The sequence below is a fragment of the Blautia segnis genome, assembly GCF_014287535.1.
In the GTDB taxonomy this organism is placed as follows: domain Bacteria; phylum Bacillota; class Clostridia; order Lachnospirales; family Lachnospiraceae; genus Blautia_A; species Blautia_A acetigignens.
The window spans coordinates 13,099-34,662 of record NZ_JACOOT010000040.1 but is presented as its reverse complement, the minus strand read 5'-3'; the positions used below and the strand labels follow the sequence as shown (position 1 = coordinate 34,662).

At 44.5% G+C, this 21,564-nt stretch carries 21 protein-coding genes; 2 read left to right on the top strand and 19 right to left on the bottom strand.

The window, feature by feature from the left end:
* Positions 1-61 precede the first annotated feature (61 nt).
* The 11 genes from H8S54_RS17375 to H8S54_RS17325 form a co-directional block, all read right to left on the bottom strand.
* Complete coding sequence (locus H8S54_RS17375) at positions 62-1,309, bottom strand: AGE family epimerase/isomerase (protein WP_186901915.1); 1,248 nt, start codon at positions 1,307-1,309, stop codon at positions 62-64.
* Positions 1,310-1,555: 246 nt separating this feature from the next.
* Positions 1,556-1,978 (bottom strand): flavodoxin, encoded by a 423-nt coding sequence (locus H8S54_RS17370; RefSeq protein WP_021926343.1) that lies wholly within the window; start codon positions 1,976-1,978, stop codon positions 1,556-1,558.
* A 93-nt stretch (positions 1,979-2,071) separates the two neighbouring features.
* Complete coding sequence (locus tag H8S54_RS17365; protein WP_021926342.1) at positions 2,072-2,623, bottom strand: DUF3793 family protein; 552 nt, start codon at positions 2,621-2,623, stop codon at positions 2,072-2,074.
* A gap of 10 nt (positions 2,624-2,633) precedes the next feature.
* Positions 2,634-2,921, bottom strand: a complete 288-nt coding sequence (locus H8S54_RS17360) for a DUF2325 domain-containing protein (RefSeq protein WP_021926341.1) — start codon at positions 2,919-2,921, stop codon at positions 2,634-2,636.
* Between the two features lie 367 nt (positions 2,922-3,288).
* Complete coding sequence (locus H8S54_RS17355) at positions 3,289-5,373, bottom strand: heavy metal translocating P-type ATPase (RefSeq protein ID WP_243176885.1); 2,085 nt, start codon at positions 5,371-5,373, stop codon at positions 3,289-3,291.
* An 80-nt stretch (positions 5,374-5,453) separates the two neighbouring features.
* On the bottom strand, positions 5,454-5,777 hold the full coding sequence (locus tag H8S54_RS17350; RefSeq protein ID WP_021926339.1) for a DUF6110 family protein: 324 nt from the start codon (positions 5,775-5,777) through the stop codon (positions 5,454-5,456).
* A 241-nt stretch (positions 5,778-6,018) separates the two neighbouring features.
* The gene (locus tag H8S54_RS17345; RefSeq protein WP_243176883.1) at positions 6,019-6,426 is read right to left on the bottom strand and encodes a metal-dependent transcriptional regulator; all 408 of its coding nucleotides are present in this window, start codon (positions 6,424-6,426) and stop codon (positions 6,019-6,021) included.
* A 100-nt stretch (positions 6,427-6,526) separates the two neighbouring features.
* A complete protein-coding gene (locus H8S54_RS17340) occupies positions 6,527-7,000 on the bottom strand; it encodes a Fur family transcriptional regulator (RefSeq protein ID WP_186901914.1) in 474 nt (157 codons plus the stop codon).
* Between the two features lie 152 nt (positions 7,001-7,152).
* The gene (gene feoB / locus H8S54_RS17335; protein WP_186901913.1) at positions 7,153-9,306 is read right to left on the bottom strand and encodes a ferrous iron transport protein B; all 2,154 of its coding nucleotides are present in this window, start codon (positions 9,304-9,306) and stop codon (positions 7,153-7,155) included.
* Positions 9,307-9,485: 179 nt separating this feature from the next.
* Complete coding sequence (locus H8S54_RS17330; protein ID WP_021926335.1) at positions 9,486-9,707, bottom strand: FeoA family protein; 222 nt, start codon at positions 9,705-9,707, stop codon at positions 9,486-9,488.
* Between the two features lie 26 nt (positions 9,708-9,733).
* A complete protein-coding gene (locus H8S54_RS17325; protein WP_021926334.1) occupies positions 9,734-9,946 on the bottom strand; it encodes a FeoA family protein in 213 nt (70 codons plus the stop codon).
* Positions 9,947-10,280: 334 nt separating this feature from the next.
* Between H8S54_RS17325 and H8S54_RS17320 the strand changes: the two genes are divergently transcribed.
* Positions 10,281-11,174, top strand: a complete 894-nt coding sequence (locus H8S54_RS17320; protein WP_186901912.1) for an LD-carboxypeptidase — start codon at positions 10,281-10,283, stop codon at positions 11,172-11,174.
* A gap of 210 nt (positions 11,175-11,384) precedes the next feature.
* Here the strand turns inward: H8S54_RS17320 and H8S54_RS17315 are convergent, their stop codons facing one another.
* The 4 genes from H8S54_RS17315 to asnB form a co-directional block, all read right to left on the bottom strand.
* Positions 11,385-12,557, bottom strand: a complete 1,173-nt coding sequence (locus H8S54_RS17315) for an NAD(P)-dependent malic enzyme (protein WP_117853082.1) — start codon at positions 12,555-12,557, stop codon at positions 11,385-11,387.
* Positions 12,558-12,789: 232 nt separating this feature from the next.
* Positions 12,790-15,123, bottom strand: a complete 2,334-nt coding sequence (locus H8S54_RS17310; protein WP_186901911.1) for an ABC transporter permease — start codon at positions 15,121-15,123, stop codon at positions 12,790-12,792.
* Between the two features lie 11 nt (positions 15,124-15,134).
* Entirely contained in the window at positions 15,135-15,833 is a 699-nt protein-coding gene (locus H8S54_RS17305; protein ID WP_186901910.1) for an ABC transporter ATP-binding protein, read from the bottom strand.
* Positions 15,834-16,054: 221 nt separating this feature from the next.
* Positions 16,055-17,944, bottom strand: a complete 1,890-nt coding sequence (asnB, locus tag H8S54_RS17300; protein ID WP_021926329.1) for an asparagine synthase (glutamine-hydrolyzing) — start codon at positions 17,942-17,944, stop codon at positions 16,055-16,057.
* A 350-nt stretch (positions 17,945-18,294) separates the two neighbouring features.
* On the opposite strand from asnB, the gene H8S54_RS19510 reads away from it, so the two are divergent.
* Positions 18,295-18,387, top strand: a complete 93-nt coding sequence (locus H8S54_RS19510) for a DUF6783 domain-containing protein (RefSeq protein ID WP_408610300.1) — start codon at positions 18,295-18,297, stop codon at positions 18,385-18,387.
* Here the strand turns inward: H8S54_RS19510 and lepB are convergent.
* The 4 genes from lepB to H8S54_RS17280 form a co-directional block, all read right to left on the bottom strand.
* Complete coding sequence (gene lepB / locus H8S54_RS17295) at positions 18,371-18,928, bottom strand: signal peptidase I (RefSeq protein WP_021926327.1); 558 nt, start codon at positions 18,926-18,928, stop codon at positions 18,371-18,373. The genes H8S54_RS19510 and lepB overlap by 17 nt on opposite strands.
* Positions 18,929-18,941: 13 nt before the next feature.
* On the bottom strand, positions 18,942-19,382 hold the full coding sequence (locus H8S54_RS17290; protein WP_021926326.1) for a helix-turn-helix transcriptional regulator: 441 nt from the start codon (positions 19,380-19,382) through the stop codon (positions 18,942-18,944).
* Between the two features lie 219 nt (positions 19,383-19,601).
* On the bottom strand, positions 19,602-20,906 hold the full coding sequence (locus tag H8S54_RS17285; protein ID WP_117853076.1) for a DUF4179 domain-containing protein: 1,305 nt from the start codon (positions 20,904-20,906) through the stop codon (positions 19,602-19,604).
* On the bottom strand, positions 20,903-21,460 hold the full coding sequence (locus H8S54_RS17280; protein ID WP_186901909.1) for an RNA polymerase sigma factor: 558 nt from the start codon (positions 21,458-21,460) through the stop codon (positions 20,903-20,905). Before H8S54_RS17280 ends, H8S54_RS17285 begins: the two co-directional genes overlap by 4 nt.
* Between the last annotated feature and the right edge of the window lie 104 nt (positions 21,461-21,564).

Below are 21,564 nucleotides of genomic sequence, written 5' to 3'. Positions count from 1 at the left end.
TAGTGCCATAGAAAATTCAAGGTTTTCGTTGGTTTACATGATAATATTATGCATCAAAAGCTTATGCGTAATCCTGCTTTTTCACCGCAGCCGCAACAGACAGGCCAGGATTGCAGTAGGGGATCAGGGTTGCCTGGAGGGCGTGGTAGATGTCGGATTTGCCGGGCCAGACGGTTGTCAGAAGATGGTTCTGGCGGTCAAGCTGATGGAACCAGGAGCCGTTTACATGATCCAGGACCTTTTCATCCAGATATGCCATAAACTCAGAGTAATCTGCTGTGTATTTTTCTTTTCCGGTTACACGGTACAGAACTGCAGACGTATTAATGGCTTCAGCCAGGGTCCAGTGCATTCTGTCGTGGACGATAGGGTTGCCGTCCCAGTCAGTAGTGTAAACGATTCCCGGTGCGCCGTCTGCGTTCCAGCCGTCTGCGATCGCACGGTTATAAAGATTCTCCGCTGCCTGAATATATGGAGCGGCACCAGTCTTGTCCTCTTTGTATGTAGAAAGAGCCCACTGGGTAATCAGTCTCGCCCATTCAATTCCGTGGCCAGGAGTGGCTCCGTATGGCTTGAACTGATCGTCAGGACGGTCTTTGTTGCATTCCAGATCCGGCTCCCAGTTGCTGTAAAAATGCTCTGGAATCCGCCAGCTGTTATTCTTCGCCCAGCTGATCACATGGTCAATAATTCTGCCTGCGCGGACGCGGTATTTCTCATCACCGATTGCATCTGCCGCTGCAAGAAATGCCTCAACAGTGTGCATATTTGCGTTTACTCCGCGATAGGGATCCAGTTCCGTAAATTCTGTATTCCAGGTATCGCAGGAAAGTCCCTCTTCCTCATTCCAGAAGCGAAGATCATAAACCTTAAGGGCATCTTCCAGAAGCTCTTTTGCTCCCTCTCTGCCTGCAAGAATGCCTGATGTGGCAGCCAGAATTACAAATGCATGTGCATAGCACTGCTTGGTAGGAACAATCTCTCCGTCCTTGGTAAGGCCTGCGTACCAGCCGCCGTTTTTGTCATCGTGAAGTTCCCCGCGGATTCCCTTCAGTGCCGCGTCAACCAGAGCTTCGCTACCCTCATGTCCCAGCATGGAGCCAATGCTGTACACATGGGTCATACGGCATGTGATCCATGTTTCGCGGTTTCTGTCTTTCCATGGAGTTCCGTCATCCCCCAGGTAATAGGAGCTTCCTCCTGGTGATGGAAACTGATGTCCGAACTTCAGCAGATCCTCTCTGATTTCTTTCATAAATGCCTGGTTTTCTTCGGTTCCAAACTGGTATTTTCTCTCTGTAACGTCCATTTTTTATTCTCCTTTATGAACTAAAATATTGTCCCAAAACCTACTTATACACAAAGGTATCACTATCTCTGGTACCATCTTACTCTATCTTCCAGTCTTTGAAAAGAGGGGGAATTTTTTGTTTTCCGGGGGATTTTTACGCACTAAAAAACCTCCCTCCCAGGCATTTCGCGGTACGCCGGGACGGAGGTTTCCTTATGCTCTTATTTTATATTCTTCAATATACTTATGTTCTTTATAAAACAATTAGCAGATTGCTTTTCCAAGCTCGATGCATGCAGCCTGAGCTTCATCATCCGGATCCTCGTTGCAGATCACGCTGTCAACAGCAAGTGCAACGCCATCGTTCTGGCATTTCTCTTCCCAGCTGCGCATCCACTCGCCGTCTCCCCAGCCATAGGAACCAAAAAGTGCTACTTTTTTGCCTGCAAGCTTTGCCTCACATGCTTCAAATACTGGCTGGAATACGGAATCCTCAAGCTCCTCATCTCCCATTGCAGGGCATCCGAAAGCTACGCCATCAAAACCACTGATATCTGTTCCGTCAAAATCGTCAGCGCTGATTACTTCTACTTCTGCTCCAGCAGCCTTAGCACCCTCTGCTACTTTATTTGCCATTGCCTCTGTATTACCGGTTCCGCTCCAATATACAACTGCTACTTTACTCATGACTTCATTCTACCTCTTTCTTCTTAATAATTTTGTTGCCAGCCCCCGAAAACTTTCTTGTATTCATTTCCCATCGCCGACTCTTTATGTATGTTAAGCAGCCACTGTCAGCTGCAGAACACTCCTGCCTTTTTCCCATAAATTTCGGTAAACTTCCCGGCATTTATGATACTTCTGAAACATTTTCAATGCTTCACATTCATTGCAGTAAACTTTCCAGCAGCCGGAACATTTATAATTCTGTCCGCCGTTCTGGATAAAACCAATCACATCTCCAAGTGGATAATCAAGAAAAATCCCAATCTCATGAGGAAAGCCCTGTGCTGCTTCAAAGCGCTTTCTCAAAAGTGCAAGGCACTGATCCGGCTCCCCGTTTTGGTAACCATATTTTTTCAGAAATCTGGCTACGCCCGGGCGCTTCAGATTCTCTGCCAGCCTTTTTTCACGGTATACGTAGATTAGTGCGTGATTCTTCCATTTGCGAAGAGCCATCAGCTTTACTCCTTTTGGATTCATCATCTGGTTCCAGATGACAAGCTGAAGATCAATATTTTCTCCCTCTTCACAGCACGCATTAAAAAGATTTGCAGCTTTCAGGGAAGCAAGAGTTGGAGCACAATGCTCAATGAGACATTTCTCGATCATGACGGCCTCCTTATGCCATTACACAGTGCTCATCAAGAGCGCATTTTAAAGCACTTGCGCTGCTGGTATGAACACGTGCTACCGGGATGTTATTTTTCTTAGCTTCCTGGGAAGCACTGATGACCATTTTATGAGACACGGTGTTGGTAAAAAGCACCATCAGATCCGGACATCCAATCTTCTTGCGGATTGCGCCGTTCTCCTTTGGAAAAACTTTTGCTTTATAGCCATAATCTTTGCAGATATCCGTGTACTGACACACCATTCTCTCGTTGCCGCCAATAATTACAATACTCATGTGAACTGTCCTTTCCGGGTTTTTAAGCATTTATGATAAGCATTTCCAATTACAGGATTCTTATTCCCCTTATGTTTCTTATCTCTTATTTTTGTTAGCTTATTCTAACCCTTTCTTAAAAAAATTAGAAGTTTTCACTTCTATCTCTATATTTTACGGTTACACTCATGTATTCGCCACAGGATATCCTGCGGGTTTCAGGTTTATACGCTTTAGTTAGCAAGTGCTAACTTTTATGATGTTAGTTTAACCTAATCCTTTACTGCTGTCAAGTAGCAAAATAAAAAAAGAGAGCTAATGAAAAATAGTCTCATTAACTCTCTAATAGGTCCTAACTAAACCAGTTGAGCGACATCCTGCAAAAAGATCAGATGTCTTCTGTCACCAGATTCTTCATGCTGTTCATACCGATCAGCAGTGTAGAGGTATTGTGAAGCAGTGCGGATGTAGTCGGCTGCAGGATTCCGGCAACGCCAAGCAGAATCAGACCTGTGTTAAATCCTACGATAGTTCTGTAGTTATTATGAATACGCTTCATCAGTGCATCACTGATATTCTTCAGAACTACGATGCCTTCCAGGTTGTCTGCACCGATGGTAATATCTGCGATTTCTCTTGCAATTTCAGCACCTTCGCTTACCGCAATACCTGCATCAGCTGCGGAAAGTGCAGGAGAATCGTTGATTCCATCACCAAGCATCACAACCTTACGGCCTTTTGCCTTCTCTTTTTCTACAAAGCTTGCCTTATCCTCAGGAAGAACCTCAGAATAATACTCGTCAACGCCAACTTTTGCAGCAACAGCTTTGGCTGTACGCTCACTGTCTCCGGTCATCATAACAACCTTGGTAAAGCCGGCTTTTTTCAGTGCTTTTACCACAGCCGGTGCTTCCTCACGAAGAGGATCCTCGATGCAGATGACTGCAGCAAGACTGCCTTCAATTGCAAGATACAGATGGGAATACTCATTTGGCAGATTCTTAAACTGCTCTTCCATGCCTTCCGGAATGGTGCACTTCTCATCTTCAAATACAAAGTGGGAGCTTCCGATAATGACCTTCTTGCCCTCGATGGTTGTAGAAATACCATGCGCTACAATATATTCTACTTTGGAGTGCATTTCCTCATGGTCCAGCTTTCTCTCTTTCGCCGCATCTACAACAGCTTTTGCCATAGAGTGAGGGAAATGTTCCTCCAGGCAGGCTGCAATTCGAAGAAGCTCATCCTCGCTCTTTCCATCAAATGAAACCACCTTCGCTACAGTAGGCTCTGCCTTTGTAAGAGTACCAGTCTTGTCAAATACGATGGTATCTGCGTCAGCGATTGCCTCCAGGAACTTACCGCCCTTAACAGTGATCTTATATTCTCCGGCCTCGCGGATCGCGGAAAGTACGGAAACCGGCATCGCCAGCTTCAGTGCACAGGAGAAGTCAACCATCAGTACGGAAACTGCCTTGGTTACATTTCTAGTAAGAAGATAAGTTAAAGCAGTGCCGCCAAGTGTGTACGGAACCAGTCTGTCTGCCAGGTGCTCTGCCTTGCTCTCAAGACCGGATTTCAGCTTCTCAGTATCTTCGATCATCGCTGCAATCTTCTCATAACGGCTTGCTCCGCCTACTGCTTTTACAGTAAGGACAGCTTCGCCCTCTTCTACTACAGTACCTGCGTATACGGAATTTCCTTCCACTTTTCTTACCGGAACGGATTCGCCAGTGAGAGAGGCCTGATTGACCATTGCCTCGCCTTCTGCGATCACACCATCAAATGGGATCACATTTCCCATATGTACCACAACCATGTCGCCAGTCTGGATCTTGTCTGCGTCCACAAGAACCTCTGTGCCTTCGCTGCGCAGCCATACCTTACCTGTATTCAGGGACATAGTGCGTGCAAGGTCATCCACAGATTTCTTGTGTGTCCACTCCTCAAGCAGTTCGCCGATTCCAAGCAGGAACATAACAGAACCTGCAGTGGAGAAGTCGCCGCGGAAAATGGATACGCCAATGGCTGTTGCATCCAGTACCGGAACTTCGATTTTCCGTTTCCAGAGGGTCTTAATTCCAAGCCAGATGTATTTCACTGACATTGCAGTGGTGTAAATTACAGACCATGGATACGGCAGAAGAAGCTTTCTTCCATAATGGAAAAGAATCTTATCTACCAGTTTCTCCTTGTATGTCTCATTTAATGCTCTTCCGGAATTCTCCAGAACCTGTACCGGAACAGAAACTCTTGTGTATCCAAATGCCTGAATGGATTTCAGAAGCTCATTTCTGTCTCCTGTATAATAAATCAATGCGTCACAGGTACGGTTAAATACCTGTGCTTTCTTTACACCGGACAGATTCTCCAGATAATACTGAAGGGTGTCTGCCTGATTGTAATTCATATATTTCTGAAAAAGATGGACCCTGATACGTCCTTTCTTCTCATGCTTAATCGTAAATTTCAATATGTTCACCTACTTTTCAAAGCAAGAGGACTGTCGTAAAAATACGGCAGTCCCCGGTATGCATCTGTTTGATAGACAAATTACTCAGCAGCTTCCTCTGTTGTCTGTGCCTCGTCTTCAGTCTCCTTGAACTCAGTCTCGCCCTCGGAAGCCTCATCCTCGAATGGCTCCTCTGCTGCCTTTCTGTCCTCGTTGATCTGCTGTGCATCTGCATAGATGTCACCTGCATTCTCCTGAACAGTTGTAACCGTCTTCATTACGCAGTCCTTTGCTCTTAAAACAGCAGCTGTGCACTCTGTGTAAACTTTCTTTGCATCTTTGCTGGAAAGGAGCTTGATACCAGCAGTTCCGAATAAAACACCTGCTGCAAAAAGTCCTGTTTTGTCCCATTTAAAACTTGCCATGATTAAATTCCTCCTCTTAAGAACATTTATTTTTATCTACTTGTTTTCGATTTCTCGTATTATATATCAGGTTTTTTTCAATTTCCAGTGGTTTTTTGTTTGTTGAAAAACTTTCTCAATTATTTTCTATGTTTCATACAACTAACGTTTGTTACCTTTGTGCACTTTGTCTATATTGTATAATTAAACCCTCGCTTGTAATCGTCTGCACATCTTATAAAAAGCATCTTTCAACCATACCCTAATTTTCGACGCTTTTCGGCATGGCGTTCAAATAACTCTTAATTCCCTGAAAGGTTTCCTCGCTGATCACGTGCTCTACTTTGCAGGCATCAGACTCCGCGGTTTCCTCAGATACATTGGCACATCTGGAAAAAAGCTGTGTGATCACGCAATGCTTTTCATACACCCTTTCTGCAATTTCACGGCCTGACTCCGTAAGAAGCAGACGTCCTTTTTCGTTTCTTCTGATATGCCCCTCCTTTTCCAGCTCTGTCATGGCCCTTGTCACGCTGGGCTTGGTGATTCCCAGATGATTTGCCACATCCACAGGTCTGACATCGTCCGGTGATTTCCGGTTCAGCACCAGAATTGTTTCCAGATAATCCTCCCTGGACTCCTTCATTCCCTCTTTTTTCATACACCACATGATTGCTCCACCTCCGCCTTTCTTTTGGGCCTCGGCTCACAATACTGACGTATCCCGATCCCTAGTCGGCATTTGCCTGTCCGTTTCATTGCAGACAGCTTTATACCTGGCAATTCGACATTGTCATCTCAATACTTTCAATATCCTGATCTCCGATATAGCCCATATTTTTAAGTCCCGCCTTTACTACCTGTTTCCAGACTTCAGAAGGTAACTTACAGACTGTATCATCACTCAGCCTTACTGTGCAGCCATTTGCCTGACAGCAGGCTTCGCAGCCGGATATCCGGTACATATTTTTGCGGCTGATCGCGCCAATACGCTCCAGCATATTTACCATGCGGTAAATGGTTGCAGGACCAATGTTCTTATCCTTTTCCTGCACCTTGTAATAAATCTCCTTACAGCAGGAGCATTCTTCTGCCAGAATAATGTCCAGGATCAGCTGGCGCTGTCTGGTAATCCGGCAGCCCTGCTCGCGCAATCGTTCTATGATCATATCTTTTTGCATCTGTGTGCGCTCATATGCTTCATTGTTCTGATATGCTTTTTCTCTTACTGCTTTTTCCATCATTTTATCGCCATCCTTTTTCTGAACTTTTGATTGTTTGTTATTCTGGAATTCTTATATAAAAAGAAATACGATTTTCCATTTCTCCTTATATAAAAATTCCAGCCTGTATCTTTAAAGAATACAGGCTGAAATATTTTTACAAGACCTTTTGCTTAAGCAATACTTTTTGTATTTACTTTTAAGCTGTTGCTCTCTTTGTATGGTCTGAAGAGCAGGTACAGGAATGCTGCAACCAGAACAAATGCTACAACTGTTCCCAGTCCAAATCCGCCGCCTGTAAGCAGTGTACCAATCTGATAGATGCAAAGTGCAACTACATAAGCAAGACCGCACTGATATCCGATTGCGAACCAGAACCATTTAGCGTTGTTCATCTCTCTCTTGATCGCACCCATAGCTGCGAAGCAAGGAGCACACAGAAGGTTGAATACAAGGAATCCATAAGCAGCAACAGGAGTCATAACTGCTGCAAGATTTCCCCAGATCTCTGCTCCATCCTCTGCAACCTCAGCAAATCCGAAGAGCATACCGAATGTAGCAACGACGTTCTCTTTTGCGATAAGACCGGAAACAGCAGCAACTGCCATCTTCCATCCTTCGCCGGCGTTTGTCCATCCAAGTGGAGTGAAGATCCATGCGATAGCAGAACCGATCTTAGCAAGAATACTGTTGTTCAGCTCTTCTACCATTCCGAAGGAACCGCCTTCCCAACCGAATCCCATAAGGAACCAAAGAACGATGGTGGAAAGAAGAATGATGGTACCAGCTTTCTTGATGAAGGACCAAGCTCTCTCCCAAACGCTTCTTAATACGTTTCCAACTGTCGGCCAGTGATATGCCGGAAGCTCCATAACGAATGGTGCCGGCTCGCCAGCAAACATTTTTGTTTTCTTCAGGATGATACCGGAGCAGATGATTGCTGCGATACCAACAAAGTAAGCACTTGTGGATACCCATCCACTGTTGTCAAAGAATGCACCAGCGATCATAGCGATGATCGGGAGCTTAGCACCACAAGGAACAAATGTTGTGGTCATGATTGTCATTTTACGGTCACGGTCGTTCTCGATTGTACGGGAAGCCATAACTCCAGGAACACCGCATCCAGAACCGATCAGCATTGGGATGAAGGATTTTCCGGAAAGACCGAATTTACGGAAGATTCTGTCCATGATAAATGCAACACGAGCCATGTATCCGCAGGACTCAAGGAATGCAAGAAACAGGAACAGAACTAACATCTGCGGTACGAAACCAAGTACAGCACCAACACCGGCAACAATACCGTCAAGGATCAGTCCCTGCAGCCATGCAGCGCAGTGTACAGCTTCCAGAGCGGACTCGATTGCCGGAGGAATGATCTCACCGAACAGTACATCGTTTGTCCAGTCTGTTACGAAACCACCAACTGTACTTACAGATACATAATAAACAATCCACATTACAACTGCGAAAATCGGAAGAGCTAACCATCTGTTGGTTACGATTCTGTCGATCTTATCAGAAGTTGTAAGTTTCTTTCCTGTAGAAGATTTTGTATAGCACTGTCCGATAATGGAGGAGATGTATACATAACGCTCGTTTGTGATAATACTCTCTGTATCATCATCAAATTTGTCTTCCAGAGCTTTTACTTCGTAGGATACATCTGGAACACTCTTCATCTGCTCTACGATCTTTTCATCTTTCTCGATGAGTTTGATTGCAAAGAAACGTTTCTGAGCGTCTGCAACAGTTCCTGTCAGTTTGTCCTCAACAGATTTGATTGCGACCTCAACATCCTGTGCGAACTCGTGAACCGGAACGGTTTTCTTTTTGCTCTGTGCTGCGCTGATTGCTTTCTCAGCAGCTTTCATGATTCCGGTTCCCTTAAGAGCGGAAATCTCAACTACTTCGCAGCCAAGCTTTTTGCTTAATTTATCAATATGTATTTTGTTTCCGGATTTCTGAACCAGGTCCATCATGTTGATGGCCATAACAACCGGAATACCAAGCTCCATGATCTGTGTGGACAGATACAGGTTACGCTCAAGGTTTGTACCATCTACGATGTTGATGATCGCATCTGGCATCTCATTAATGAGGTAATTTCTGGCTACAACCTCCTCCAGAGTATATGGAGAAAGGGAATAGATTCCAGGAAGGTCCATGATTGTTACATCTTTGTGGCCTTTCAGTTTACCTTCTTTTTTCTCTACTGTTACACCAGGCCAGTTACCAACGAACTGGTTAGAGCCGGTCAGTGCATTGAATAATGTGGTCTTGCCGCAGTTAGGGTTACCTGCAAGTGCAATCTTAATCGACATTTTCATGCCTCCTCTTTCTTTCCAGATTTTCTTTCTTCAATTGTCCGGCGGATCATCTGTCTGGATGCTTCTTATCCATTAACCGCCACTGCTGATTGTTTCAATCAGCTTTCATTTGTTAGCGTCATCGCCTATTTATTAGGATCCGCTAACCGACCAGGTAAAAAAATGACCGACGCTTATTCTACCTCGATCATTTCTGCATCGACTTTTCTCAGAGACAGCTCGTAATCTCTTACGGTTACCTCGATAGGATCGCCGAGCGGTGCAACCTTACGTACATAGATCTCTACACCTTTGGTGATTCCCATGTCCATGATACGTCTCTTTACCGGGCCCTCGCCGTGCAGTCTTTTCACTTTGACAGTCTGGCCTACGCCAACTTGCCTTAATGTTTTCATAATACTAGACTCCTTTTTTCTGGATTTCAGACCATGATCCGATTCGCCATATCTTTGCCAATGGCAACTCGGGAATCCTTCACATTCACGATCATGTTACCGCCAATCTCGCTGACGACAGTTACAGTAGCCCCCTGTACAAATCCAAGATTCTCAAGAAATTTACGGGTTTCTTCTTTTCCGCCGACTTTTTTGATCACCTGCGGCTCTCCTTCGTTTACCATTGATAACGGCATCATATCATCCTTCCTTTTGTGCTTTAGAAACACCTATTTATTATTATGTTTCACTTACGTTGATTAGTATATTCTAATTTATATAAGCTGTCAATAATTTATTTGCACTTTTTTCTCATTTTTTTCCATTGAAAATTCGTTGATTCTGCCCAGAATTTTTGTAATTGTTTCGGAAACATTGGGGAACATGGTAGAATTATGGGAAATATTTGTTTATAATATAAAGAAATAACTAAAAATTTGTGACTGAGTGTGTTTTTATGCTTAGTGCACAGTTTTTAATGGTAAAATATATGAAAAATTACATGTATTTTGATTGCAGAAAGGATTCTTTTTTATGAAGCAGGGAAGTAAAGTTGGGATTGTCTGTTGCTCTAACGGACTTGACCAAAAGCAGGCCGAAACGGTTGATCTGCTGGTTCAGATTCTGGAGAAATCAGGGTTTGTGCCGGAGCTTAGCCCTTATCTGTATGGGGATGAAAATGGGATGGTCGGAACTGCCAGGGAGCGTGCCCAGGCGTTAATGAATTTTTACAGGGATGATTCTGTGGAGGAAATTTTCGATGTGTCCGGCGGGGATCTGGCCAATGAGATTCTGCCTTATCTGGATTTCCAGACCATTGCCTATGGGAAAAAGCATTTCTGGGGATACAGTGATCTGACTACTGTTTTGAATGCTATTTATGCACGCACGGGTAAATTTTCCGTACTTTATCAGGTACGAAATCTGACTTATGAGCACAGCCAGGAGCAGATTACGGATTTTCTGGAGACTGTGCTTGGCGGAAGCTCTGCCCTTTATGATTTTCCCTGTGAGCTTGTCCGGGGAACGCATATGGAAGGCATGGTTGTGGGCGGGAATATCCGCTGTCTTTTGAAGCTTGCAGGAACGCCTTTCTGGCCGGATATGCGTGAGAAAATTCTGCTGCTGGAGTCCTATGGCGGCGGGGTTCCCCAGATGGTGACTTACTTAAGCCAGCTTAGTCAGATGGGAGTTTTTAAAAAAGTAAACGGGATTTTGCTGGGGACATTTACGAAGATGGAGGCCAGTGAATGCAAGCCGGATATGGCAGAACTGGTGCTGAAATTTGCAGAAAAAAGGACGCCGATCGCGCAAACCAAATTTATTGGACATGGAACGGATTCCAAGGCGATTCGGATTGGGCATCATTTGAAGCTTTATTCGGAGGAAGCGAATAAGAGGATTTATAATACCATTACCCGTACGTGATTTCACAAGGCATATTCATCGCAGGTCGTCGCAACACTCCACCGAGCTAACTGCCAACTACGACTAAACATCTCAGGAGAGCCTTCGATGTTAAGTCTTCGTAGGCAGTGGATCTCGTTTCCGTTAAGAGCGCTCCTGAAATGACCTGCTCACGAATATGCCTTGCAAAATCACTGGTTACTGGTAAGTTTTTACTTTAAAATTTATACTTTAGATTCTTGCCACACCGCTCTTGATCGCTGCTTCTGCAGTTGCTTTGGCAACGGCGTCTTTGACGCGGGAGTCGAAGGCAGCCGGGAGGATATAGTCGGCGCACAGCTCTTCATCGCTTACAAGACCTGCGATGGCGTAAGCTGCGGCGATCTTCATCTCATCGTTAATGTCGGAAGCGCGGACATCTAATGCACCGCGGAAGATTCCAGGGAAGCACAGAACGTTGTTTACCTGGTTTGGATAGTCAGAGCGGCCGGTGGATACAACGGCTGCACCTGCTGCCTTAGCCTCCTCCGGGAAGATCTCAGGAGTAGGGTTCGCGCATGCAAAGATGATCGGGTCTTTTGCCATGGTGCGCACCATATCCGGAGTAAGGGTTCCCGGTGCGGAAACACCGATAAATACATCTGCGCCTTTGATTACTTCGCTTAAGGTTCCCTTTTCATGATTGGCATTGGTGATCTTTGCCATCTCTTCCTTGATCGGGTTCAGACCTTCGCGTCCCTCATAAATAGCGCCCTGGCGGTCTGTCATAATGACATTCTTAAGTCCCATGGAAATCAGAAGCTTAATAATCGCAATACCAGCAGCACCTGCACCGGAAGTAACGATCTTAATGTCTTCAATCTTCTTTCCAACTACTTTCAGTGCATTGATCACACCGGCAAGAGTGATAACGGCTGTTCCATGCTGATCATCATGGAAGATCGGGATATCGCAGCATTCTTTCAGCTTTTTCTCAATTTCAAAGCATCTTGGTGCGGAAATGTCCTCCAGATTCACACCGCCGAAGCTTCCTGCCAGCAGGCGGACGGTCTGCACGATCTCATCTACATCCTTGCTGCGCACGCAAAGCGGAATGGCATCTACATCACCGAACTCTTTAAACAGAACGCATTTTCCTTCCATAACCGGCATGCCAGCCTCCGGACCGATATCGCCAAGTCCCAGAACTGCAGTACCGTCTGTCACAACTGCAACAGTATTCCAGCGTCTGGTAAGCTCATAGCTTTTATTAATATCTTTCTGAATCTCAAGGCAAGGCTGGGCAACACCAGGGGTGTAGGCAAGGCTTAATGCATCCTTGGAATCAACCTTTGCTCTTGATACCACTTCAATTTTACCTTTTAACTCATAGTGCATTTTTAAGGATTCTTTTGCGTAATCCATGTTCGTATCTCCTCTTCTTGAAAAACTGTGGCGGGCATGCTGAATGATCATATTCAGCATGCCCCTGTCGGATACAAAATATCCACTTTGGGCTACAAGGGAAAGTATATACGAAACAGACCAAAATCACAACATGAAATTGTGAATAAATCTCTCAATAAATAAATCAAACCGGGCTCCTGTCAGATCAAGAGTCCGGCCTGAAATCCCTCAATATTCTATTTTGTTTTCCTTATTCCACATTCTTCAGCGCTACATCCATCGGAATCTTCCGGATTCTTCTAAACTGAAGCACCGCTACCAATATATATGCGCCCATGCCCATGGCAAACATTTCCGGGTAAACCTTCGGTTCCAGATACAGGGTCAGCCAGCCGGAGAAGGAGGACATCAGATAACTGTAAATTCCATGTATGGTCCAGGTGGATAGCACCAGACTAAGTAAAATACTAATAACCACTACCCACGTGGTAGAAGTCAGATACAGCCTCATGATTTCCCGATTCTGATAGCCTAGAATTTTTACCATGGAAATCGCCGTTGCGTTCTTCTCAATAATCAGCTTGGTCAGCAGGTAAATCAACAATGCAAACAGAATCACAGAAAAAACATTGATTAGCTGGAACATCTCGCCCATGGAAACATCCAGCTGACGGCTGATTTTGGTAAGATCATCTTCTGTGATGGTCGCTGCAATCAGATCCTCATCCAGATCCGTGATCTTTTCCTGGGAAAAATATCCGTTAAAGTAATCTTCGCTTTTCCCAAATGTCTTCCGGAAGGAATCAACCGGCATGAACACAGCCAGTGCACCAGGATACTGGTAAATGCCCCGGACAGTTAATTCATATTCCTCGTTTCCGTAGGACTCCTTCAGTAAAATGGTGTCGCCGCTTTTTACCTTATATTTCTCAGAATAGCCATCGGAAATCAGCACGCCGTCGGTGGGCAGTTCTGTGCTTACATAATCACTGTCATCTTCAATTCCATAAACGGTGATGGTCTCTCCATCTTTTCCCGGCACAACGTTTTTCACAGATTCCAGGCAGAGTTTTTCTGCGGATTCTTCATTGGTTTTTAAGGACGGAGTCAACAGCTTCTCGATCATTCCCATCAAAGTAAATTTCTCATCCTCATCCGGCTCTTCCGGTACGTTGAGAATATACTGATAAGGCGCGAGCATATTCGCCACAGTTTCTTCCTGATAATGATCCAAAAGAGGCTTCATCATCATTCCGAACAGCAGCAGTACATTAGCAAAAAAGATTCCCACAAACAAGGTCAGGTAACTGGATTTGTTCTGCAGGATAATGCGCAGGCGAAAACGGCTGAAAAATTTAAAATTAGGCAGACGCACTGCTTTTTTCCTGCGGGAAGTGCTAAGATCATGACGCAGGAATTTTAGGGGTGACAGCTGAAGCTTTCTGGAAATCAGAAGCAGATTGATCACCAGCATCAGCGCTACGGGAATCACCGTAGTAAGAATAAATGCATCTGCATTCCAGCGGGTCTCGTAGGTTGGAAGGCTGTAGCTTCCGTAATACATAGCGGCACACATGCCCTTAAAAACAGTATATCCCAGCACATTTCCAAGCAGCGCCGCAATCACAGTCACGATGATTGGCAGGGAAATATAATGGCGAAGCAGTTCCCCTCTGGAATAGCCGGATGCACGCAGGGTTCCGATGACAGAGGCCTCTTTTGCAATGGTGTTGTTAATGGTAACCGCAAATACAAAGGCAATGATCACAATAAGAATATAAAGCAAAACCTCCATCATCGCCTTATCGCTGCCCATATCATCCCCGGTGAAATGAATGGCCTGGTTCGCATAGCCCGGAATTACTTCTGTTACCTTCGCGTATTTTACAAGAATATCAATGAAATCCTCGGACATGTTTTTGGCTTCGATGTCATCCTTGGGCTCATTGGCGTACTGCCAGGAATAGCGGTATTCCAGATGGGTAGTGCCGAACTGGTCAGCCCCCTCTTCTGTCATAATGGCAACGCCGAATTTTACTGCATCGAACATCATGTCGCTGTTGTTGGAAAATAAACAACTGTAGTCGGATAACGCTATCAGTCCTGTAATGGACAGTTCTTCACCTCCAACTTTGATCTTGTCTCCTACGGTCAGGCTGTTGTTGTCCGCATACATACGGTCAATGGCAATCTCATTCTTTGCCTGGGGCATTTCCCCTTTCATCAGGCATACAAGGTCCATATCCGTACGGTCCTGGTAAATTCGGATGGTTCCGTTTTCCGTTCCATCCAGATCCGTATCCACCGACTCGTCTCTGTAAAAATTTTTACAGATCCGGACATCTCCTTTTTCCTCAATTTTCTTTATTGTGCTTTCGCTGGCTTCTGAGGACAGGGTAAAATTGCCATGCTCAATGTTGTATTTCTCAAAGCTCTCATCATAGGCTGCAAGCATACTGTCATCTGCAACCAGAAAACCGGATACAAATCCGATGGTCAAAGTCATAAACAGAAAGATTACAATGTATTTTCCAAAATCACTTTTTAGCTCTCTTGGAAGACGTTTCCACAATGGATTTCTCATAGTGCACCGCCTTACCAGTCAAGATCGTCTGCTGAGACTTTTGACTCATTGAGATAGTTTCTGCGGATCTGGCCGTCGCGAAGCTTTACCACACGGTCTGCCATATTTTTGATGGCGTCATTGTGGGTAACCATGATGATGGTATTTCCATATTTCTGGTTTACCTGCTCGATCAGCTTCAGAATTTCCTTGGAAGTGTTGTAATCCAGGGCACCTGTTGGCTCATCACACAGAAGAATATCCGGATTTTTTACAATGGCACGGCCGATGGCGGTTCTCTGCTGCTGTCCGCCGGAAAGCTGATTTGGCAGCTTATGCCTGTGCTCGTATAGTCCCAACGTATGAAGAAGCTCGTCAATATCCAGCGCCTTATTGCTCAGATATGCGCCTACTTCAATGTTTTCTTTGACATTTAAATTTGGGATCAGATTGTACATCTGGAACACGTAGCCAAGATGCTTCCTGCGGTAAAGGGTCAGGGCCTTTTCTTTCATATCCCCTGTTTTTTCCCCGTTTATGGAAATATAGCCCCCGTCCGGCTCATCAATTCCGCCGATAATATTCAAAAGTGTGGATTTTCCGGAACCGGATGGTCCCAGAAGGACGCAGAATTCTCCTTTTTCCACGGAAAAATCAATTCCCCGCAGTACTTCTGTCCTGCTGTCGCCAGATCCGAAGCCTTTCTTTAATCCTTTAATTTCAAGAAACATAACTCTTCCTCCCAGACAGATTGCTCTTTTGTTAGTCCATGCTAACTTGTTCTTATCATACTTCTTTTGTCTGAAAAAGGAAAGGTGGGAAGGTGAGAATAATTCTCAATATAATGAGTTTCGGGGATTTCGGGAAAGATTTTGGTAAAAATGACTGTTGGGTTTATATTTTCGATATATAAGAAATCAGAGTCAAAAAATCTTTGACCCTGACTTGATGCCTACACGAAAAAGCGATGATACCAGATCAGGAAAGCCAGGACGGTCCAGATCTTGCGGCTGTTGTCTTTTTTTCCTTCTTTGTGGTCTTTCAGAAGCTCTGCCAGTTTCTCGGTATGGAAAAACTGCCCGGCTTCCCGGGATGTGAACATTTCCATCACCATCTGGTACCAGTCATCCTGCCGCAGCCATACGCGGATGGGAATGGGAAAGCCCAGCTTTTTTCTGCCGTCAGTGTCCTCGGGGATGTAACCGGATACGGCTTTGCGGAAAATATATTTGGTAGTGCCACCTGCAATCTTGGCGTCTTTGGGAAGGCCGGCTGCCAGATCAAAGACTTCCTTATCAAGGAACGGCACCCGCACTTCCAGGGAATGAGCCATACTCATCTTGTCGGCTTTCTGGAGGATGTCGCCGGGAAGCCAGTAGTTCAGGTCGATGGACTGCATTTTCTCCATATCCTGTAAAGGATGTCTACGAGATGATTTTTTTGTTTTGGTTCCAGTCGTTTCTGGTGTTCCAGTAATGTCTGAATCTTCTATCTCTTCATAAAACGGGCGTAAAAATTCCTGGGTGGATGGCCCGGTAATGCCATTTTTTAGAATCTGTTTTTTCTCTTTCTCCCGGAAAATATAGGCGTTTCCGATGAAACGCTCTTCTACTTTCATTCCTGCACGAATCAGGAAATCACGACCTTTGACATCGGGAAGCTTCGCCGCCAGCCTGCCTATTGCCTTTCTAACCTGGAATGGAATCCAGGATACTGCTTTCAAAGACTCTGGTTCCCGATAGATATTGTAGCCGCCGAAAAGCTCATCGGCTCCCTCACCGGAGAGCACTACTTTCACATGCTTGGCAGCTTCCCTGGACAGAAAATACAGGGCGATTGCGGAAGCGTCTCCCAATGGTTCATCCATGTGATACATTACATCCGGAAGGGAATCCCAGAATTCCTGCTTGGAGATGATCTTTACATGATGCTTCAGCCCGGCTTTCTTGGCAACTTCTGCTGCCTTGCTGACTTCGTTGTAGCGGTTTCCTTCATCAAATCCTACGGTAAAAGCCTGGTCTGCACCTGAAGCGGCAGACAGATAGCCAGAGTCCACGCCGCCAGAGAGAAAGGCACCAACTTCCACATCACTGAGCATGTGATGCTTCACGGAATCTTCCAGAACGTCTGACAGCTGTTTCTGAAGGGGCTGCAGATTAGGACATACTCCCGGCGTAAGCCTTGGCTGAAAATATGTTTTAATTTTATATTTTCCATCTTTATAGAGCAGAATATGGCCTGGCATCAGCTTGTAAATCCCTTTGAAAAAGGTCTCTTCCAGAGGAGAATACTGAAAAGACAGATACTGCTCCAGCGCCAGCTGATTCACTTCCCTCTTATAGCCTGGAAAAGCAAGAATACTCTTAATCTCAGACGCAAATACAAAATGTTCCCCAATCTGGGCATAATACACAGGCTTAATCCCAAAGAAGTCCCGGGCAAGCATCAAAGTCTGCTCTTTTTCATTCCACACCGCAAATCCAAACATTCCCCGCAGCTTGTCCAGGGCTTTTTCCCCGTACTGCTGAAGGGTATTGACCAGAACCTCCGTGTCGGAATAGGTGCGAAATGTAATCCCAGCAGTCTCTAATTCCTCGCGCAATTCCTGATAATCATAAATTTCTCCGTTAAATACAATATGCAGACTGCCGTCTGCGCTTTCCATGGGCTGCTGCCCGTCTTCCAAATCTATAATGCTAAGTCGTCTGAATCCCAGAGTAATTTCTCCACCACAAAAAGAGCCTTCGCTGTCCGGGCCCCTATGTTCAATGGATTTCATCATCTTCTCAATGACTGCTTTCTGATCCTGCCTGCGACCTGTAAATCCACAGATACCACACATGTCTTCCTCCGTATTTTGCCGCTGCACCAACTGCAAACAGCTATATATTTTTCTTTTCCCTTTACGCTTTCTCTTCCCCTTGAGAATGCAGATGACACAGAACGTGTCCTAAAATGAACTTATCATTATGGTATTGCCGCTTAAACGGCAGTTTCCTTTAGAATTAAAGTTTTGATTATTGTAGCATAGAATCATTTTGATTATGTATTATAAGTTTTCCCTGCCTGATGGTCTTGCCGGTACATCTTAAAATGCCGCACTTTTCTGGGTGCGGCATTTTATACGACATTTGGAAAATTCTTCTGTAACATAAGGCATGCAGATTATAGAAATAATTTTAGATCTAGAGCGTGTTTGAAAAATCATTCCTGCAATCTCCCACAAATTGTGACGCACATCTTGCAGAAAGCCTTTTTCAAACACGCTCTAGCCCAGCCACTTGATGGATGGATAATATCTCACCACAGCTTTTCCCACAAGCTGGTCGAAGCGGACGAATTTATTTTTCCAGAAACGGGAGTCGTTGGAATTATTCCGATTATCGCCAAGCATAAAATAACAGTTTTCCGGGACCTTGTATGGGCCGTAATTTCCCGTCATCTTCTCTGGAATAAAGGAATCGTCCAATGGAGTACTGGAGTCGTTTATATAGACCTTTCCATCTTTAATTTCCACAGTTTCTCCAGGAAGCCCGATTACCCGCTTGATAAAGAGACGGCTTTCGTCATCCGGAGATTTGAATATTACAATATCGAACCGGTCAGGATCCTTGAACTTTTCGGAAATTTCATAGCCGAACAGATTCAGGTTAATTCCGTACGCCAGGCGGAAGCCAAAGAGACGGTCTTTGACCATAAGTGTGTTTTCCATGGAGGGCGAAGGGATTTTCGCGTTAATCAGAACAACATTATTGATAACCAGAGTAATCGCCACTACTATGACAATCAATTTCACATAACTTAATAATTCACGCCAGATTTTCATGCCTTTTCCCCCCTCAACGCTCTTCGTCTTCTTTCATATATCGAAACAGTTTTTTATCATATTTAGCTTCACGGTACCATCCGATTCCGATCATGACCACGCCTAACGCAATGGTAACCGTTCTGGCCATAGTATCTGCTGAGAACAGGCAGGTAATCACAATTCCGGTACCTGCGCCTGTGAAAAAATCAATAACAGATTTTTCCCGTTTCAATGTTCCCAGCACTCTTTCTTTATCCATGGTTTTTACCATCTTGACATCTTCTTTTATTAAGACGTCCAGGGAAATGTCGAAACGGTTGCTGATGTCTATAAGAATCTGCAGATCCGGATAGCTCTTCTCATTTTCCCAGTTGGATACGGTCTGCCTGGTGACGTGAAATATTTTTCCAAATTCCTCCTGGGTTAATCCTTTTTCTTTTCGAATTTTCAGTATCTGACTGCCTATGTTCATATTTGCTTCGCTCCTGTTCTTCCAGTCGTTTTTGCTTTCTTACATGAGATTATAGAAAAAAAACGGCCAAATGAAAAGCAATTTGCCTTTTACACCAGAAAAACAGACGCGCAAAGCTTCTTTGACAAGGGATTTTTGAGTTAGAATAGCATTTTCAGAGTGTATTTCTGTAAATATGAGATGCTTTTTGCAGCAGGCTCTGGCATTCATTCTCTCCTATCATTTAAGTTGAATCTTAATCTTATTCCCAACGGCAATTCCATAATCTGAGTCATCCTCAATGCCAGCTTCTCCCCAGGCATCACTTTCTTCTGTTCCATAAAGCTCGTCATCCGCATTTTCTTTTGGATCCATGTTATCCTGTATCTCTATTTCAGTAGGCGCGTCTGCCCCTCCAATAATTGCGGTTTCAACTGGATCATCCGTAGTCAACACTGTTCCATCGTCAAAAATAATATCCGCATCTGACGCCATGTAACGCTCACGAGCATAAAGCTGCAATTCCAAACCATCGCTGTCAATGTCCGGAAGCAAAAGTACAGGGCCGTCAGAATCCAGCTGATACATACCCCAGAAACTGGTTTTGAAGCTCCAGTGAGGTTTGCCATCCCCCGATTCATTGCTTAGTTCATACTGCACCTGATTTCCTTTACTGTCTGTTCCGACAAGTATCATCTCATAATTATTGTACAGTTTTTCCGCAAGTTCTTCCGGAATTTCTGCTGTCATTGTACTTTGCAGTTTATTCATGGAAAAATCGGTTAATTTAATGGTTCCTTCATCCGTTTCAATGGAAACGTCTTCCAGTTTTTTGTGAACAGTCTGCTTCATAAGTTCCTCATGCGGGATAGAAAAGTCAAACTCAAACTCCGCGAAATAATCTTCGCCTAAATTTTCATCTCTATAGGCACCAAGCACCAAATGTACTTCCGGATTCTCCCCCAAATCTCCATCAGTGGAAAAGCGGGATTCCAGAACAGCATCATAGACATTTTCATCCAGTCCTGTATTTAATAATTCTTCTTCTGAATACGGCAGATAGCTTCCGCTTTCGTACTCATTCATTTTCTGCCCGTTTATGGTAGTTTTGTGATAATCAATATCAAGTTGTGTATTTGCAAAAGTCAGTGCATCCTGATCAGGATCTGCCGCTTCCTGACCAGAAGCTGTTTTTTCTGCATGCACCTTTGCCAGCAAAACTCCATCATCCAGAACTACCTCTTTTAAGGTTACGGTAATTCCTTTGTCCGTCTGAGAAGTGTTTAATACTTCTGTGTAGGAAGCAATACTCTTGGGAAAACCTAGCGTCTCTTCTATAGACAATGTAAGATTTTTCATTGCGGCCTGTACCTTCGGGTTTGAAAAAATTACGGAGCCCAATGCCACGATCACGCATGCTGCTGCCGCTCTGCTCCAAAACGTTGGTGTCCAGATGTTCTTTTTTCCCTTCCATTCCTCTTCTGCTTCACTGATGTACTTCGAATCAATATTTCCGAATTCTTTTGAAAAATCAAATTTCTTCATAGGCGGCCTCCTTCTTTTTCCAGCACCTTCTGCAGTTTCTTTCGATTTCTGTACAGATTCATTTTTACACTTCCAGCTGACATATGATGTCTTTTGGAAATTGCGGCAATAGAATCCAGAAACCAGTATCTTCTTACAAAAATATCCCGGTCTTCGGCTTTCAGCTTTCCAAGAAAATCATTGATGATTTTCAGCAGCTCTTTTTCTGCCAGCTGATCGTCCATGGTATACGCAATATTTAGCTGATCCATTTCACCAAGAACATCTGCCATATGAACGTCCGGACGCTTCCCGGCATGCTTTTTCCTCAGACGGTCAATACTAAGATTTCTTGTAATCTGACCGCAAAACTGGGCTAAAGCCAAAGGGCGTGCAGGAGGAATCCGCGACCAGACCGAAAACCAGGTGTCGTTCAGGCATTCCTCGGCATCCTCTTTATTTGCAAGTAAATTCCAGGCAATCTTATAGCAGTAGGAATGATATTTCGCACTTACTGCTTCAATTGCTTTCTCATCTCTTGCCAAAAATAAATCTATAATCTCATTGTCTTTCATTTACAGATTATCCTCCAGGTTTCTAGAGCGTGCCCCCAAAAGGCTTTCTGCAAGATGTGCGTCACAATTTGTGGGCGCGCTATAAGATTGTAAGGCGCCTTGTG

Bases quoted from the DNA above. Each gene is read 5' to 3' on its own strand.
- H8S54_RS17305 (WP_186901910.1), bottom strand. From the start codon at position 15,833: ATGTTTCTTGAAATTAAAGGATTAAAGAAAGGCTTCGGATCTGGCGAC.
- H8S54_RS17350 (WP_021926339.1), bottom strand. From the start codon at position 5,777: ATGGCAAGTTTTAAATGGGACAAAACAGGACTTTTTGCAGCAGGTGTT.
- H8S54_RS17320 (WP_186901912.1), top strand. From the start codon at position 10,281: ATGAAGCAGGGAAGTAAAGTTGGGATTGTCTGTTGCTCTAACGGACTT.
- H8S54_RS17280 (WP_186901909.1), bottom strand. From the start codon at position 21,460: ATGAAAGACAATGAGATTATAGATTTATTTTTGGCAAGAGATGAGAAA.
- H8S54_RS17340 (WP_186901914.1), bottom strand. From the start codon at position 7,000: ATGATGGAAAAAGCAGTAAGAGAAAAAGCATATCAGAACAATGAAGCA.
- H8S54_RS17310 (WP_186901911.1), bottom strand. From the start codon at position 15,123: ATGAGAAATCCATTGTGGAAACGTCTTCCAAGAGAGCTAAAAAGTGAT.
- H8S54_RS17285 (WP_117853076.1), bottom strand. From the start codon at position 20,906: ATGAAGAAATTTGATTTTTCAAAAGAATTCGGAAATATTGATTCGAAG.
- H8S54_RS17315 (WP_117853082.1), bottom strand. From the start codon at position 12,557: ATGGATTACGCAAAAGAATCCTTAAAAATGCACTATGAGTTAAAAGGT.
- H8S54_RS17330 (WP_021926335.1), bottom strand. From the start codon at position 9,707: ATGAAAACATTAAGGCAAGTTGGCGTAGGCCAGACTGTCAAAGTGAAA.
- asnB (WP_021926329.1), bottom strand. From the start codon at position 17,944: ATGTGTGGTATCTGTGGATTTACAGGTCGCAGGCAGGATCAGAAAGCA.
- H8S54_RS17375 (WP_186901915.1), bottom strand. From the start codon at position 1,309: ATGGACGTTACAGAGAGAAAATACCAGTTTGGAACCGAAGAAAACCAG.
- H8S54_RS17325 (WP_021926334.1), bottom strand. From the start codon at position 9,946: ATGATGCCGTTATCAATGGTAAACGAAGGAGAGCCGCAGGTGATCAAA.
- feoB (WP_186901913.1), bottom strand. From the start codon at position 9,306: ATGTCGATTAAGATTGCACTTGCAGGTAACCCTAACTGCGGCAAGACC.
- H8S54_RS17370 (WP_021926343.1), bottom strand. From the start codon at position 1,978: ATGAGTAAAGTAGCAGTTGTATATTGGAGCGGAACCGGTAATACAGAG.
- lepB (WP_021926327.1), bottom strand. From the start codon at position 18,928: ATGAAAATCTGGCGTGAATTATTAAGTTATGTGAAATTGATTGTCATA.
- H8S54_RS17290 (WP_021926326.1), bottom strand. From the start codon at position 19,382: ATGAACATAGGCAGTCAGATACTGAAAATTCGAAAAGAAAAAGGATTA.
- H8S54_RS17365 (WP_021926342.1), bottom strand. From the start codon at position 2,623: ATGATCGAGAAATGTCTCATTGAGCATTGTGCTCCAACTCTTGCTTCC.
- H8S54_RS17360 (WP_021926341.1), bottom strand. From the start codon at position 2,921: ATGAGTATTGTAATTATTGGCGGCAACGAGAGAATGGTGTGTCAGTAC.
- H8S54_RS17345 (WP_243176883.1), bottom strand. From the start codon at position 6,426: ATGTGGTGTATGAAAAAAGAGGGAATGAAGGAGTCCAGGGAGGATTAT.